13 protein-coding genes are annotated in these 15,929 nt (G+C 49.3%); 9 read left to right on the forward strand and 4 right to left on the reverse strand.

Going from position 1 to position 15,929, the window contains the following annotated elements; translation table 11 throughout:
- Positions 1-30: 30 nt before the first annotated feature.
- Entirely contained in the window at positions 31-1,491 is a 1,461-nt protein-coding gene (locus GYMC10_RS13765; RefSeq protein WP_015735020.1) for an MDR family MFS transporter, read from the reverse strand.
- Between the two features lie 276 nt (positions 1,492-1,767).
- On the opposite strand from GYMC10_RS13765, the gene GYMC10_RS13770 reads away from it, so the two are divergent.
- Together GYMC10_RS13770 and GYMC10_RS13775 are read left to right on the forward strand one after the other, a co-directional pair.
- The gene (locus GYMC10_RS13770) at positions 1,768-2,142 is read left to right on the forward strand and encodes a VOC family protein (RefSeq protein ID WP_015735021.1); all 375 of its coding nucleotides are present in this window, start codon (positions 1,768-1,770) and stop codon (positions 2,140-2,142) included.
- 197 nt (positions 2,143-2,339) lie between these two features.
- Positions 2,340-3,473 (forward strand): NAD(P)/FAD-dependent oxidoreductase, encoded by a 1,134-nt coding sequence (locus tag GYMC10_RS13775; RefSeq protein WP_041621989.1) that lies wholly within the window; start codon positions 2,340-2,342, stop codon positions 3,471-3,473.
- 127 nt (positions 3,474-3,600) lie between these two features.
- Here GYMC10_RS13775 and GYMC10_RS13780 read toward each other — a convergent pair whose 3' ends face one another.
- The gene (locus GYMC10_RS13780; RefSeq protein ID WP_015735023.1) at positions 3,601-4,092 is read right to left on the reverse strand and encodes a hypothetical protein; all 492 of its coding nucleotides are present in this window, start codon (positions 4,090-4,092) and stop codon (positions 3,601-3,603) included.
- A 287-nt stretch (positions 4,093-4,379) separates the two neighbouring features.
- On the opposite strand from GYMC10_RS13780, the gene GYMC10_RS13785 reads away from it, so the two are divergent.
- From GYMC10_RS13785 to GYMC10_RS13800, 4 genes are all read left to right on the forward strand, one after another.
- Positions 4,380-4,988, forward strand: coding sequence for a TetR/AcrR family transcriptional regulator (locus tag GYMC10_RS13785; protein ID WP_015735024.1), 609 nt, complete (start codon positions 4,380-4,382; stop codon positions 4,986-4,988).
- Between the two features lie 2 nt (positions 4,989-4,990).
- Positions 4,991-5,584: a GNAT family N-acetyltransferase gene (locus GYMC10_RS13790; RefSeq protein WP_015735025.1), complete on the forward strand. Its 594-nt coding sequence runs from the start codon at positions 4,991-4,993 to the stop codon at positions 5,582-5,584.
- Positions 5,585-5,972: 388 nt separating this feature from the next.
- Positions 5,973-9,158 carry a bifunctional cytochrome P450/NADPH--P450 reductase gene (locus GYMC10_RS13795; protein WP_015735026.1) on the forward strand — a complete coding sequence of 1,062 codons (3,186 nt, stop codon included), beginning with the start codon at positions 5,973-5,975 and terminating at the stop codon, positions 9,156-9,158.
- Between the two features lie 103 nt (positions 9,159-9,261).
- Entirely contained in the window at positions 9,262-9,633 is a 372-nt protein-coding gene (locus GYMC10_RS13800; RefSeq protein WP_015735027.1) for a winged helix-turn-helix transcriptional regulator, read from the forward strand.
- 75 nt (positions 9,634-9,708) lie between these two features.
- Here the strand turns inward: GYMC10_RS13800 and GYMC10_RS13805 are convergent, their stop codons facing one another.
- Positions 9,709-10,272 (reverse strand): NAD(P)H-dependent oxidoreductase, encoded by a 564-nt coding sequence (locus GYMC10_RS13805; RefSeq protein WP_015735028.1) that lies wholly within the window; start codon positions 10,270-10,272, stop codon positions 9,709-9,711.
- Positions 10,273-10,600: 328 nt separating this feature from the next.
- On the opposite strand from GYMC10_RS13805, the gene GYMC10_RS13810 reads away from it, so the two are divergent.
- The 3 genes from GYMC10_RS13810 (at position 10,601) to GYMC10_RS13820 (ending at position 13,648) form a co-directional block, all read left to right on the forward strand.
- Positions 10,601-11,416, forward strand: coding sequence for a ZIP family metal transporter (locus GYMC10_RS13810; protein ID WP_015735029.1), 816 nt, complete (start codon positions 10,601-10,603; stop codon positions 11,414-11,416).
- 304 nt (positions 11,417-11,720) lie between these two features.
- Complete coding sequence (locus GYMC10_RS13815) at positions 11,721-12,686, forward strand: DUF4097 family beta strand repeat-containing protein (protein ID WP_015735030.1); 966 nt, start codon at positions 11,721-11,723, stop codon at positions 12,684-12,686.
- 170 nt (positions 12,687-12,856) lie between these two features.
- Positions 12,857-13,648 carry an aminoglycoside phosphotransferase APH(3') gene (locus tag GYMC10_RS13820; RefSeq protein WP_015735031.1) on the forward strand — a complete coding sequence of 264 codons (792 nt, stop codon included), beginning with the start codon at positions 12,857-12,859 and terminating at the stop codon, positions 13,646-13,648.
- Between the two features lie 137 nt (positions 13,649-13,785).
- On the opposite strand, the gene GYMC10_RS13825 is transcribed toward GYMC10_RS13820, so the two are convergent.
- The gene (locus GYMC10_RS13825; RefSeq protein WP_015735032.1) at positions 13,786-15,831 is read right to left on the reverse strand and encodes a serine hydrolase; all 2,046 of its coding nucleotides are present in this window, start codon (positions 15,829-15,831) and stop codon (positions 13,786-13,788) included.
- Positions 15,832-15,929: the final 98 nt, after the last annotated feature.

The raw sequence follows: 15,929 nt of genomic DNA on the forward strand, positions 1-15,929 counted from the left end.
GGTTATTGTGGTTTATTAGATGTCTGCTGTTCAATGAAACGAAGAATCATCGGTTATTTGTTTTGGTTTTCTAAGAAATAAGCTGAGAGCCAGTCCCATACATGCAATGCAGGCAGCCAGGAAAAAGGTGTCCGCAAAGGATGCGGTATGGGATTCCAGAGGGTTGGTTCCAACAGGCTTACCCGGCAGGTCTGATGTCATCCGGGAAGATAAATATCCCGTGAAGCCTGCTACGGCAAATGAAGCGATCACCTGCTGCGACGCGCTTGTGAGCGGAGTAACCCGGCTTACAAGGTGCTTAGGGGTTGCATTTAATACATGCGTATTCAGGGACATCATCGATAACCCCATGCCGGAGCCCATGAAGAACAATACGATCATGATGAGAAATAAAGGGGTATCGATTCGAACAAAGGACATCGTTAACAAGGCTACAGTCATCAGCGCCATTCCGGCCACGAGCGGGGGGCGTGCTCCCACTTTATCAAACAGCTTGCCTGCCATCGGCATAAAGATCATGGAACCGACTGCCTGCGGCAGCAGGATTAATCCGGTCGTCAGCGGAGTGAAACCTTTAATCTGCTGTAGAAGGAGCGGGAACAGAAGCACGGAGCCGAACATGGCAGCCTGCATGATCCAGGAGATGATGATACCGCGTGTGAAATCAACCGATTTAAACGCACGCAGTTCAAGCAACGGTTGTTTTTGCCGCAAGCAGGATCCAATGAAGAGGAGGAGCGCGATCCCACCGATGGTGATTCCGAATAACGTTCTGGGGGAAGTCCAGCTTACCCCTCCCTCACTGACCCCATAAGTAATCATGGCAAAAGCCATGGGCGCAAGAATCATGCCGGCAATGTCCAGAGTAGGTGCCTCCTTTCCTGGAAAGGAAGGAAGATGTTTGATACCCACAAATAATCCGATCATGCCGATGGGGAGGTTGATCCAAAATATCCATTGCCAGCTGACAAACTCAATCAACCAACCGGATAATACGGGACCGAGCGCTGGGGCAAGCAGTAATGGTATTCCAAACATGCCTATAACAGATCCTCTTTTATCGGGAGGTGCCAAACGGTACACCATGGCCATCCCGATCGGCGATACCATGCCGCCGCCCATTCCCTGAAGAACCCGGAAGGCGATAAGCTGCTCGGCTGTCTGGGCAAAAGCACATAGCACGGATCCTATCGTAAACAATCCGATCGATATGAGAAACACTCGTTTAGGCTTAAATTTATCAGACAGCCATCCCGCGAGAGGGATAACTGCTGACAATGCAAGCGTGTATGCGGCTATCGACCATTGCATGGTATGCAGGGGGCTATCAAAATATTGAACTAACGTTGGTACGGCGACATTGACGACCGTGCTGTCCAACAGGACCATAAAGGTGCCGATGATGACTGCAAGTAATGGCGCAATAATGTCTTTGATTGTAAAAGCTTTTTCTACTGGGGTGTTACGGACGATTGCTGATGGATCTGACATGATGGTGAACCTACTTTCTGTAAAAAAATATAGAATATGAACTTAATAGTTTTTTGAAAAACTATAAAGTCACATTTAATAGTAACGATGAACGTATCTTGTGTCAAACGGGTATCCGTCAAGTTTTTTGAAGAAGTCAGACAGAAATTTAACCTAAATTCGCAATTGAAAAGAAATATGTATACATTTGGCATGTTAGGATATGAAGAGAAAAGGAAGGCATGGAAGCAGGCTGGATTGACATTTCATTTACTTATACGAGGGAGTGTAGAATCGATGATTAGCAAAGTTGGTCAAATTATGGTGTATGTATACAATCAGGATCAAGCCGTGAAGTTTTGGACTGAGATGCTAGGATTTGAAGTTATCGCTGAAGAGAACAACGGTGAAATGAGATGGATTGAAATTGCTCCAACGAAGGAAGCTGAAACAAGCATCATTCTGCATGATAAGGAATTCGTAGCCAAAATGTCGCCAGGATTACATTTGGGCACACCGTCTTTAATGTTGTTCACGGAAAATTTCGATGCGCTGCATCGTCATTTAACCAGCCACAATATCACGGTCGGCGAAGTGGTACATTTGCCTTCCGGCAGAGTTTTCAATTTTGCGGATGAGGAAGATAACTATTTTGCAGTCATGGAAAAATAAGATGAACCGTTCCATCAGATCAACCATAGATCATATGGATGTAAAGTCGCCTATTTGGCGGCTTTTTTGTATGAAAGAAATATCCCTGCTGAAATATGCATTAGCCGCCTGATCTAAACGGCTAGATGGCGGGCGTTATACTTTCTCCCTGTATTCGCTATAATGGATACAGTGCTTTGAGGAAGGGAATGTCATACATGAGGAAAGTCATCGTCATAGGGTCTGGTATACTGGGGGCATCGACCGCTTATCAGTTAGCCAAAATGGGAGCGGAAGTCCTCGTTATAGACCGCAAAGATCTAGGGCAGGCTACCGATGCCGCGGCAGGAATTATATGTCCCTGGTTGTCGCAAAGGCGGAATCAGGCATGGTACCGATTGGCCAAAGCAGGCGCACGCTTTTATCCTGAATTAATAAACGAGCTTATCAGCGAGGGCGAAACGGACACGGGCTACGCCCAAGTCGGCGCCCTTAGCATTCATGAAGATGTGAACAAAATCAGTAAGATGGAGGAGCGGGCTTATGCGAGAAAAGCGGATGCTCCGGAAATCGGCGAGATCACACGGCTGAATGAGGAAGAAACCCGTGAACGGTTTCCTTTGCTCCAGGAAGGCTATCATTCCGTTCATATCAGCGGTGCAGCCCGTGTCGATGGTCGGGCGCTGCGAGATGCGTTGATCCGATCAGCGCAAAGGCACGGAGCCGAGCTAATAACCGGTAATGCCGAGCTGCAGTATCAGGCGAGCCGCGTAACTGGAGCCGTAGTCGGATCCAAGCGCTACTCGGCTGATGAAGTCATCGTCTGTGCCGGCGCCTGGGCAAACCAACTGCTGCAGCCTTTAGGCATTCATTTTGGGGTTCACTATCAGAAAGCGCAAATCATGCATGTAGAGGTGTCCGACCATCCGGATACAGGAGACTGGCCGGTGATCATGCCGCCTTCGGATCAATATTTGCTCGCTTTCGATAACCGAAGGATCGTAATCGGGGCGACTCACGAAAATGATATCAAGGACTACGATACGAGGGTGACTCCTGGCGGCATGCAGGAAATCCTGAATAAAGGATTGGCATTGGCGCCTGATTTAGCAGACAGCAAGTTTCAGGAAGTTCGAGTTGGTTTTCGTCCGTTTACGCCCGGTTTTCTTCCCGTCATCGGCCCAGTTCCCGAGTGGGAAGGGCTGATCACGGCAAACGGGCTGGGAGCGTCCGGACTAACGATGGGCCCATTTCTAGGGTATCAGCTGGCAAAGCTGGCGCTCCGCATGCCGCTGGATATCGACATCCGCGATTATGATGTTCGTAAAGCCATGGAAGAAGCCCAAGGTTGAACCTTTGGCTGATCTGAGCCATGAATGGATCACAGAAATATCCTCCATGCAGAAGAATATTGGATATCAAGAAAGCCGCGATCATATCGCGGCTTTTATTGATGAGTATGGCGAAGACTCCGACATTCTAAACGGTCGTGAGGGATTCGTTCATGCGGTTGGCTTTCAGCTTGCCAAACAGGAACCGCACGATCGGGCCTATAATGAGAAGTTGAAGCGGCAGCGCAAACACAAAATTTTTAATGAAAATGGAGAAGTAGCTTCCAAGCAGCGATTCACCAGGCAGGCCGTCGGCAAAGTAAGAGGACGCCAGACCGTACATGGACATAAAAGTCACCATCCCAATCACCATAAAAAAGGCCATTGCCACGATCATGATAATTTTGCTGGATTTGTTGCGCGTTATGGAAAATACGATTTTTTTGGCTGCAGGGCCGACAACAAACAGCTCCAGAAGGAAGGCAATCATAAAGCCCAGAACAAACTGCGTGAGTACGGCTGCAAGCGATATGTTTCCGATCAATCCGTTCGTGATCAGATTGTAGGTTGTCATCATGATGACCATCCCTACACACATCATCATACCGAAATAGAAATTTTCTTTCTTTGTAGTTGGCACTTTCATCATCCTTTCTAGTTACCTTTGTAATTATAGGGATGGGGAAAAGCTCCTCGTAAGTGAAAATTCTGTGAACATTTACAGAAAAGTTTCTAATGCAACAAAAAAACTGTGACTTATTATATTGCGAAACTGCAACCGCTTGTTACGATTATCATCTTGAAATCATGCGGTTTGATTTACTGCTCTTGGGGGCCAATTTGCTAATTCCATCGTTTATGGATTGATTATCCAAGACCAGCATTTTATAATGAGTAAAAACTCACTCAATAAAAAGGAGGGGCAACTTGCCACGTACAAAGGAACAATACGAAGAAATGCGTAACGCAACCAGACAAAAAATACAATCCGCCGGAATGCGGCTTTTTGTTCAAAAAGGGTTCGGCTCCACGAATGTGCAGGACATAGCGGATGCAGCCGGTATCAGCATCGGGCTTTTATACCGGCATTACAAAACAAAAGACAGCTTGTTTAATGAACTTGTTGAATTTGCGCTTAACGGCTTGACCCAAATCATCCAAACCTTCGAAGACGCTGATTCGCCGAAAAAACTCATGACGCAGTTTGTTGACGAAATTTATCACGATATGCAAGAAGGGGAAGAGCTTGCCAATTTGCTGATTCTCATGAATCAGTTGTTTTTCTCCGGTGATGGAGCCAATCGGAAACAAGCTGAGGTTTTAGAGGTAAATGGTCGGCTGTTGCGTTCTACCGCCGCACTTATTAAGAAGGGACAGGAGTCAGGCGATTTCCGTTCCGGAGATGCCCATGAAATGGCCGTGTTGTTTTATTCGGCATTGCAGGGCCTGGCTGATATGAAAGCGATAATGAAAAACAACTTCGTTATGCCATCACCGAGCGTACTCACATTATTCCTGTTCAAGGAGGTAGAGTGACTATGTTTACAGTTAGGAAAGCCGATCAATTACAAATGGATGCAAGAGTTCAAATGTCCCGTATTTTTGCAGATGGGTTCTCGCAATGGCTTGGATATTTCTCGAAAGATAAGGAGCAAATCGCCAGAGCCTTTGCGCACATGTTTAACCTGGACCAATTTTATGTTGCCGTTGCCGGCGACAAAGTGGCTGGAATGGCTGCATGTTCGGACGGCACCTCTTTATCCGTGAAACTCAACAAAAAAGAGCTGCGGGAGCATTTGGGATTATATAAGGGCAGCCTTGCGCACACGTTTTTGAAAAAGGAATTTGAATCGCCACTTGCGAATCCGTCTCCGATGAAGTGTTCGATTGAGTTTGTGGGGACGGCCGCGGAATATCGAGGACAAGGGGTAGGCTCGCTGATCATAGGCCATATTCTTGAAGCTGCTCCATACCGTGAGTTTTTAATAGAAGAGGTAGCCGATACGAATATACCAGCGATGAAACTCTACGAAAAGATGGGTTTTAAGGAATACAAACGGACCACGATTCCCCCAAAGAGAGCAGGGAAAATAGGCATTAATCATATCGTATCTCTAAAGCAAGTAAAGTGAGATCACGGCTGGATCCATTAGCATAGATCCGTGAATGTCAGCTAGCATGTAGGGTTATGGCCATATCGGTTCAAACGATATTCTGGATTCATAGTCCAAAAGTTGTAATAACGGGTCACTTCCTGGTTGAAAAGTAATAAACGAATAACAGCGGACCTATACGATATTACGGACCTCCGGCAGATGTGCGGATATCCATATCATGATAGGGTAAAGGCAGGATCAGGCAGCCATTGTAAGTGAAAACAAACGATGCCGCGTCGAATCCTCCTTTTTTACATGAAAATGACCGTATTACGAAATTGGTCAATCGGTTCTGTGACGGGAATTATTCTGCCCGAATATGGGCAAATACAAAGAGATGACAGGGATGATGGAGGGAGATCGCATGACACAAACCAAGGAAGTGCCTCAGCCTAAAACCTACGGTCCGCTCGGCAATCTGCCGCTGCTGGATTCCGCCGCACCGGTCCAATCGCTTGTGAAAGTTGCCTCTGAGCTCGGACCGATCTTTCAATTTCAATATCCAGGCGGACGCAAGGAACTGTACGTTTCGGGACATGAATATGTCAAGGATGCTTGTGACGAGAAGCGGTTTGATAAACGAATCTGGGCACCGCTGCAGAATGTCCGCCCATTCGCGGGGGATGGATTGTTTACGAGCGCCACGCAGGAGCCAAACTGGAAAAAAGCCCATAACATTCTGCTCTCCAGCTTCAGCCAGCGCGCGATGCAAGGCTACCACACCAAAATGGTCGATATCGCCATGCAGCTGATCCAGAAATGGGCTCGGCTCAATCCGGACGAAACCGTGGACGTTCCTGCCGACATGACGCGCTTGACGCTGGATACGATCGGCCTTTGCGGATTTAATTACCGGTTTAACAGCTTCTACCGCGAAGACAACCATCCATTTATCGACAGTATGGTGCGGGCGCTGGATGAGGGCATGAACCAGCTTCATCGTCTGGGCATCCAGGACATGTTTATGATTAAAAAGAAACGGCAGTTTCAGGAGGATATCCAGTTCATGTTCTCCCTCGTGGATGAGCTCATCCAAGATCGCAGAAAGCACGGCGGGGAAGAAGGGGATTTGCTCGCGCATATGCTGGAAGGCGTCGATCCCGATACAGGCGAGTCTCTCGATCATGAGAACATCCGTTACCAGATCATCACCTTTCTGATCGCCGGACATGAGACGACAAGCGGCTTGTTGTCCTTTGCCATTTATTATTTGATGAAAAATCCGGAAGCCTTGTTTAAGGCAGTCAGCGAAGTGGACCGCGTACTGAAAGATCCCGTTCCGACCTATAACCAGGTGAGGGAACTCAAATATGTCCGCATGGTACTCAACGAGTCGCTGCGCTTATGGCCAACGGCGCCTGCTTTCTCCTTGTATGCGAAGGAAGATACGGCGATCGGGGGAACCTATCCCATGAAGAAAGGGGACAGCGTGACCGTCCTGATCCCAGCGCTCCATCGGGACTCGCGGGTGTGGGGGGACGACGCGGAAACGTTCAGACCTGAACGCTTCGAGGATCCGAGCCGGGTGCCGCATGACGCTTACAAACCGTTTGGTAACGGCCAACGCGCCTGCATCGGGCAGCAGTTTGCGCTGCAGGAAGCAACCCTGGTGCTTGGTTTGGTTCTCAAATATTTCGAACTGATCGATAACCAGCCTTATGAGCTGCAAGTGAAGGAAACACTCACTCTGAAGCCGGAAGGGTTCCGTATTCAGGTTCGAAGCCGTCAAGGCGGGACGGCTCTCCTGGTACCGGGTGGCGGTCAAGTTGCTTCGCTCGAATCGAAGAAGCGGGATGATGCCAAGTCCGATCCTTCGGCGGCATTTGCCCATCATACGCCGCTGCTCGCATTGTACGGTTCCAATCTGGGCACGGCTGAGGGAATTGCCAGAGAGGTGGCGGATGCTGCGAAGCACCAAGGGTTCGACAGCCAGGTGGGCACACTGGACGAATATGCAGGAAAACTTCCGAAGGAAGGCGTTGTAGTCATCGTTACTGCATCGTACAACGGACAACCGCCTTCCAATGCCAAGGCTTTCATGGAATGGCTCGAGAACGCGAACGAATCCGAAATTGAGGGCGTTCGTTACGCGGTATTCGGGTGCGGAGACCATAACTGGGCAAGCACGTATCAGCGCATTCCCCGCCTCATCGACGAGCAGCTTTCACTCAAAGGGGGGCAGCGTTTGATCCACCGCGGCGAAAGTGATGCAAGCGGCGATTTTGAGCGGGAAGTCGATGAGTGGACGGAGCATTTATGGCCGGATTTGATGCAATCGCTCGGATTGCCGGTTACGGCGGTCCATGGACAGAAACGCAGCGCCTTGTCCGTTCAGTTCGTCCAGGGTACGGCCGCCGTTCCGTTGACGGAAACCTATCGCGCCGTGACGGGGCGTATCGTATTTAGCCGCAATTTGCAGCATGAGGGCAGCGGAAGGATCACGCAGCATATCGAAATCTCGCTCCCGCCGGGAACAGAATACCGCGAAGGCGATCATCTGGGTGTGCTTCCGGTCAATCCAAAGACACTGGTTCAGCGAGTACTTCGAAGATTCAAACTGAACGCGGGTTCCCATCTTATTTTGTCTGCCGAAGGAAGAAGCGGAGCGCATTTGCCGACCGGCATACCTGTCCGCCTTGACGATCTGCTGTCCCGCAGCGTGGAACTGCAGGAACCGGCTACAATGGCACAGATACGGGAAATGGCCGCTAGCACGGTATGTCCGCCGCATGCCAAAGAGCTTCAAGAACTTATAGAGGAAGCGAGCTATCAGGCCGAAGTTCGGGCCAAACGGATCACCATGCTCGACCTGCTGGAGCGGTATGAAGCCTGCGAACTGCCGTTTGAACGGTTTCTTGAGCTTCTGCCGCCATTGAAGCCGAGATATTATTCGATTTCCAGCTCACCGAAAGTTAGCCGGAATACGGCAAGCGTCACGGTTAGCGTCGTTCGGGACCGGGCATGGAGCGGCAAGGGAGAATATCGGGGCATTGCTTCGAACTATTTGGCCGAATTGGAAACGGGCGCGGAGGTCTTGATGTTTATACGCTCTCCCGAGTCGGGTTTTGCGCTGCCGGAGGATCCGGCGACGCCTATGATCATGATCGGACCAGGCACGGGCGTTGCACCGTTCAGGGGATTTATCCAAGCGAGACAAGCGCTTCGGGAGGCAGGTCAAGAGCTGGGCGCCGCGCATCTGTACTTCGGCTGCCGGAATCCGGAGCAGGACTTCCTGTATCGCGAGGAGTTTGAGCGGGCAGAGCAGGAGGGGCTGGTCACGTTGCATACGGCTTTCTCGAGGGTAAGCGGAGCGGAGAAATGCTATGTTCAGCATTTGATGAAACAAGACGGAATGTTATTGCTTTCGCTGCTTGAGGGCGGAGCGCAAATGTACATTTGCGGCGACGGCTCCCGGATGGCTCCGGAGGTGGAACAAACGCTGATTCAATCCTATCAGGAGCGCCATGGCGTGAATGCTGAAGATGCTGCTGCCTGGCTGTCGGGTTTGGAATCGACAGGACAATATGTAAAAGACGTATGGGCTGGTTGAATCTCATGCCGGAAGGGAATCTCCTGAGTTTCCAGGATCGTATTTGTGATAAAATGATCCTGATATCGAGCCTTGGAAACAGATCGGAAGGAGAGTGTGGCTTGTGCGGGAAAGCGAATCCTGTGTACCGACCGGCGTGAAACCCCAAGACACCGGCTTTGGATATACATTGTCCTTAATCGGCGGCAAGTATAAAATGATCATCCTGTACTGGCTGTCAGAAAAAAAGATCATGCGGCATAACGAGCTGAAACGAAGCATCGGCTCCATTTCCTTTAAAACGCTTAGCATCATGTTAAAGGAGCTGGAAACGGATGATCTTATCGTTCGGACGGAATATCCCCAGGTTCCCCCGAAAGTGGAATACACTTTATCCGAACGCGGACTTTCTCTCATACCTGTATTACACATGATGTGCGAATGGGGAGAGAAGAACAGTTTGCTTGCTTCAGAAGGCGTACAGCGTGAAGCGTGACGAAAGCCGATGTAACTAAAGAAGTATTTCCTACAGCAGGAAATACTTCTTTTTTTACTTTGTTGCAGCAACTCATCATAGGTTGTCTAAGAACTTCAAATACTGCCGGGTGCTTATATCCAATGTGCTTTGGGGCGGCCACGGCTCCATGTCGGGCGCGTTTCCGCCAGGTTCCTTCTCCTGCCCGTAGAAAGCATAGAACGAACGATAATCGGCATCGCAGTATAAGAACGTTGTCTCCAATGGAGCCAGCAGCTGCCCCAAGGTGTGGCGATACCTTCCGTCTTCCCGATAATCTTCCTCTTTAATGCCGGCGGATACGGCTAATGCGACCTTGCGTTTCTTTAGTTTATCGCCTCCATTCGAACCATAAGCCCAACCATAAGTCAAAACATCATCCAGCCATTTTTTTAGGAGCGGCGGGCAGCTAAACCAATAAACGGGGAATTGCAAAACTAAATTTTGATGCGATTCTATGAGCTGCTGCTCTTTTTTCACGTCTATGATTCCGTTCGGATACGCTTTGTGCAATTCGTGAACGGTATACTTATCCGGGTATTGCCGGAGTTCTTCTACCCAGCGCTTATTGATGATCGATGTTTCTATGTTCGGATGCGTTACGATAACGAGAGTTTTCAAAAGATGATTCCTCCTTGGATATGATGTATGTTCTAGAGTATAAAGGGCTTGCCGGATTGATGTAAGTATGCACTTTTTTTACAGGTACTTACCTAAAGGTGAGCGTTCAGGGGAAACGGCAGGTCCGATCCGGTGCCACGGAAAAACAATCTATCAACTTTATGAAATTTATGATATATAATTATTTGCATTGAAATGCATCGGAATGGACGCGTGCGGGTACATATTCTCTAGATCGATTTCATTATCACCGACAAATGCATGTAAGGCTCGCATTAGGAAATAGTATCAGTATCATATAAATTTCATCGAAGGGGTTCTTTGTTGCATGGTAGACTTTTTTATGAATTTCAATCCCATTATCCAAGCATTGCTGGCCACCTTGTTTACCTGGGGGATGACGGCGTTAGGTGCGGCTCTTGTTTTTGTTACGAAAACATTGAACCAGCGCTTGCTGGATAGTATGTTGGGGTTTGCCGGTGGCGTCATGATTGCGGCCAGCTACTGGTCATTATTGGCACCGGCCATTGAACTGTCGGAAGGCAATCCGATCGGGAACTGGTTTCCGGCTGCGTTCGGATTTTTATTAGGCGGAGTATTCATATGGGGAATCGATAAGATTCTACCCCATCTTCACCCCAATTCTCCGATGGGAGGAGCGGAGGGATATAATCCGAGAGTGAGGAAAAGAAGCACCTTGCTGGTTCTGGCCATCACGCTGCACAACATTCCGGAAGGATTAGCGGTGGGGATCGCATTTGGGGCTCTTGCGAACGGGGGAACGGAGGCATCTCTGGTGGGAGCTTTGACGCTGGCCCTAGGTATCGGCATTCAGAACTTCCCGGAGGGCGTAGCGGTCTCGATGCCGCTCCGCGGTGACGGGATGTCGCGGAAAAGAAGCTTTTTTTATGGACAGTTTTCAGGAATGGTCGAACCTATCGCCGCGGTGATAGGCGCGGTCGCCGTAGCCTTCATTGAACCCATGCTGCCTTATGCCTTGAGCTTTGCGGCCGGAGCGATGATCTTTGTCGTAGCCGAAGAGGTGATTCCAAGCTCGCAGGAAAAAGGCAACAAGGATTTGGCTTCGATGAGTTTGATGTTCGGTTTCGTGCTGATGATGATTCTTGATGTGGCATTGGGATAGGTAAGGATGGATTTTTATTAAAGAAAAGTCGCGGAATTGGCGGCTTTTTTTGTTTTCAAGCATAGTCTGAGGTTTATTTCCGGCGAGCTGGCTTCCCTTGCCAGGATTGAAGTTGTAACGATTTGTTCTCCCATAGGTTGTGAGGTATCTCAGCATTACTAGACTTAAGTCGGGGTTCCAATCTCATTCGCGGGGCCAATGCTCATTTCCCGTAGGGATGGTATACTGAACAGGACTTCAGATATTGGAAAAACAAACCAGAGAACTCATAAAGGGATGATACGGAAGGAATGAGGAACACGTTATGAAGAAGAGAACAGGATATTTGATCGTGGCAGTCGGTGTGCTGCTGTTGATCTTTACGATGAACCCAAGGAACATTTTTTCGGATATTCAATTCGGCTTTTCCTTTGACACCAAGAAGATAAATGAAGAGCAAACGCATGATGCGGATATCTACCGGGATTTGACGGTGAAGACCGGAAGCATCGACATACATGTCGTCCCAGGAGCAACGGATCAGATCAAGGTGCGGCTGAGTGGAAAGGCAAGTTCGAAATATGCGGACCAAGTAAAATTGAAGGTTGAGCCGAACGGCGATTCGATGACGGTTGGCGTCGAAGAAGATCATGGCATTAATCTGGGTATAAGCATTATGGATCTACAGTTAACGGTGGAGTTACCGGAAAAGAACTGGGAAACGGCCAAGATCGAAAGCGGGAGCGGTAATATCGAAATAGAGAGCATACTGGGAGACGAGGTTACCGTCAAGGCAGGCAGCGGCAATGTCAATGTCCAGCAGGTGAATGCCGGGGAGCTGGCTATGCATACCGGCAGCGGCAATATCGAAGTTGAGGAGATTGAAGCCGAATCGGTGGCGCTGCAATCGGGGTCCGGCGAAATCTCGGCAGACGGCTATCGTGCCGAACAGCTGAGCTTTCAAAACGGCAGCGGCAACGTTGAGCTGAGTGATGGAGAAGCGGCTTTGCAAGGCAAGACGGGATCCGGCAATATCCGCGTGGATGCGGAACGATTGGTCCATGATGCCGATCTGCGAACCGGCAGCGGCAACGTGAGCATTGATCTGGCTCAGGAACCTACTTCGTTGGAAGTCGATTACCAGGGAAGTTCCGGTGAGGGAAATATTCGGTTGGATGGAATGCGTTACGAGGTGAAGGACGAAGACAAAGGAAGACTGAAGGGAACGCTTGGCAGCGGCGACGTGCTGTTGAAGGTTCGCACGGGCTCCGGAAACTTCAAGCTGGAATAATTCTGTGAATAAAAGAGACGAGAAGACATCCTAACGGGGATGTCTTTTTTGTTGTGCATGAAGTCAACAAGGTGCAAAAGCCAAGGTGAAAATTTATCGATTGAAGGCGAATGCAGTGTGTATAATGAGGAAGAATATTTGCTTCCAATTTGTAGGTGAGGTGACATGATATGCTTCCGATTCAATTGCATGAAATACCCGAGTCGATTATAGATGAAGTAGGTACGGTATCCAAGCTGGAATTTCCAAGACAGGGTCATACATCGGATGTAGGAATACTGGAAAACGAGCAGGGGCGATTTATTCTAAAGCGAACGAAGGGAGAGCAGTACGGCTCGTGGCTGGCACAAGAAATCCGCGTTCTGCATTCTCTGCAAAGAACATCGTTGCTTGTCCCTTCGGTTTACAGGTTCGTGGAAGATAAAGAAAACAATCAATCGTGGGCGCTGTTGAAGTTTTTCGAGGGTGAAACATTAAGGCAGGCACTGGTCCGCGAGAAGAATTCGGAAAAAAAACATGAGATGATATTCAATTTCGGTGCGATTTTGTCCTCGATTCACGCTACGCCCTGCCCTGAAGAAATGAGGGGAGAATCCCCTTGGCTTGATGACATGCTGCTCCGTGCGGAATATAACCTAAGACATTACAACGTTGATGGAACGGCTGAATTATGGGATTCGTTGAATAGGAACAAACCCCTGACTATAACAAACACCTTGATACACGGCGATTTCACGATTGATAATGTTTTGGTTCGCGACGGAAACATTACGGGCATCATAGATTGGAGCGGCGGAGCGCTTGGTGATCCAAGGTATGATGTATCTTTGGCGATACGCCCAAAACCGAACGCGATTGAAACCGAATCGGAAATCGACGTTTTCTTTGAAGGATATGGAAGAAGAAGGATTAGCGAGTCGGAGTACAAGTACTTTGAAGAAGGATTATATGCATTTTTCTAGATAGGATCGGGCGGTCTAATCACCATTACCTGATAATGATTCGTACTAGAACAGCTGACGATTCGAAACCGTCAGCTGTTCTTATTCAAATATTAAGCTATGAATGCCAAGCTTTCACTAGTAAGCAGCGGACCAAATTAAAAACCAAAAGCCTGCTGAATCAGTTTCGCGTAGATGGCCGCCGCTTCCTTCCGCAGAAGATTGTCCGTTGGCCGGTAATCGGCCGCACCGTTTGCATCCTTGGTCACTTCGGGACCATGCATGCCGGTTCCGACCATAAACTGCACCGCTTCATCCGCCCACGCAGCCGGTTTCGTACGGAGTTTGGCCGGGACGGCCTTCGCGCCAAGCGCATGATGTGCAGTCCGCCATATGATAGCTGCAGCCTCTTGACGCGTGATCGGCTGATCGGGTTCGAAATTTTGATTCGTCTTACCGTTCACGGCACCCATATTCGCAGCATTCTGCACATAACCAGCGAGCGGGTGCCCTTGCATATCTTTGAATATGCTTACGCTTTCGCTAGGCTTCATGCCGGCCAGCCTGCTGATGACGCTGACAAACTCGGCCCGGGTAATCGGTTCATCCGGCCGGAAGCTGGATTGTCCTTTATCCCCGAAAGCCTGGAGAGACTGAGCGAAGTAAATGTCCTTGGCATATGGATTTTCTTCAGGGACGTCGTTGTAAGGAGCAGGATTCGGGAGCTTCTCGGACATACTGTCGATGGCCGTGTAATACATGTACGCAACATCACCGTTATCATCTTCCTTAAACGCGGCGGGTACACCGTTCTCATCCACAAACCGCAGCGGTCCGACCGGTTTGAGTTTATGCTCGCCCATGGCATCTTTAACCAGCAGCTCGCCTTGTCCGGCAGTCACCTGGGTGGCGATAATCGGAGTCCTCAGGCTTCTATATAGGCCCTCGAATTTCTGCAGCTGCTCCTGATGGAGTGGGAATGAATTCTCTGAGCCCTGCTTTTTCGGATAGAAATGATCCATGAACGCGACGAAAAATTCGCTGCGGATCGAAGCGCTCTTGTCGCTGTTAACAACGATCAGACCACCGACATTCTGGTCGGGAAGCAGCCAAAGCCAGGAATGGTAGCCCTCCAAATCGCCGCCTTTGCCAATCACCGTTTGGCCGTTATGGCTGTTGTGCATGAACGACTCGAAGCCGTAAGACGTCAACGGAATGCCAGCGGCATCATAATGCGTCTTGTGCATCAATCGCGTCGTTTCCTCCTTCAGGATGCGGGCAGATCCGAATCGGCCCTCGTTCAGATGGGCAGTAATGAAATTGGCCATATCGGTACCGCTGGCGAACATGCCGCCTTCAGGTGCGATGGTAGGCACATTCTCGTAAGGCTTTATCGGTTGTTGATCGACATTGTACCCCGTGGCAAGATTCGCGATGATATCGTCGTTCATTCGAAATGCGGCATGCTTCATGTTCAGCGGGTCGAATATTTGCTTTTTGATATATTTCTCAAACGGCTCTCCGGATACGCTCTGGACAATATATCCCTGCATGGAGGATGCCAGATTGTCATACCGGTAAACTTCACCAGGCGTACGAACCACAGCCGGAGCATTCACCCGGATAAAATCGGCGAGCGGAATCTCGCCCTTCTGAATGATATGAGGCGGAACCGAGTAGCTGTCCGTAAAGTCGAAGCCTGTCGTATGCGTCAGCAAATGCTCAACGGTGACGGGGGCGCCGGTATGGTTAGGGATCTTCACATCCGGCATGTATTCGGTTATGTTTTGCTTCAGGTCGATTTTTCCGTTCTCGATCAGCTGCATGACCGCCGTTGCGGTAACCGATTTCGATATCGATGCCATGCGGAACAATGTACGATCCGGATCAATCTTCTTCTTGGATTCAAGATCGGCGTAACCGTAGCCCGTATTCAACAGCACCTTGTCGTCTTGTACGACCACTACTAGTGCGCCTGCCAGCATGTCCGAAACCTGGGGATCGGCAAAATAAGCGTCAGCGAATGCCTTGACTTCGTTGGAGCTTAGTACCGGTGCCCCCGCATGCCGGGATTCGACTGCGACTTCTGCGGATTTGGCCGCTGCCGCATGAATATCGACTGGGAAAGCCAGCAGACTGGCGGACAGCACGGAGGCTGCCAATACACGAATGGTTCTTGACTTGCTTTGTTTCTTCGGCTTCATGGGTTCCTCTCCTTATCTCATATGCATTGGATTTCCACTTAATGGTAGACCATGCAGGGAGCAGGAAGAACAGTCCCAAGAAGGAGTTTGAACTGGAT

Source organism: Paenibacillus sp. Y412MC10, from assembly GCF_000024685.1.
Classification (GTDB): domain Bacteria; phylum Bacillota; class Bacilli; order Paenibacillales; family Paenibacillaceae; genus Paenibacillus_AQ; species Paenibacillus_AQ lautus_A.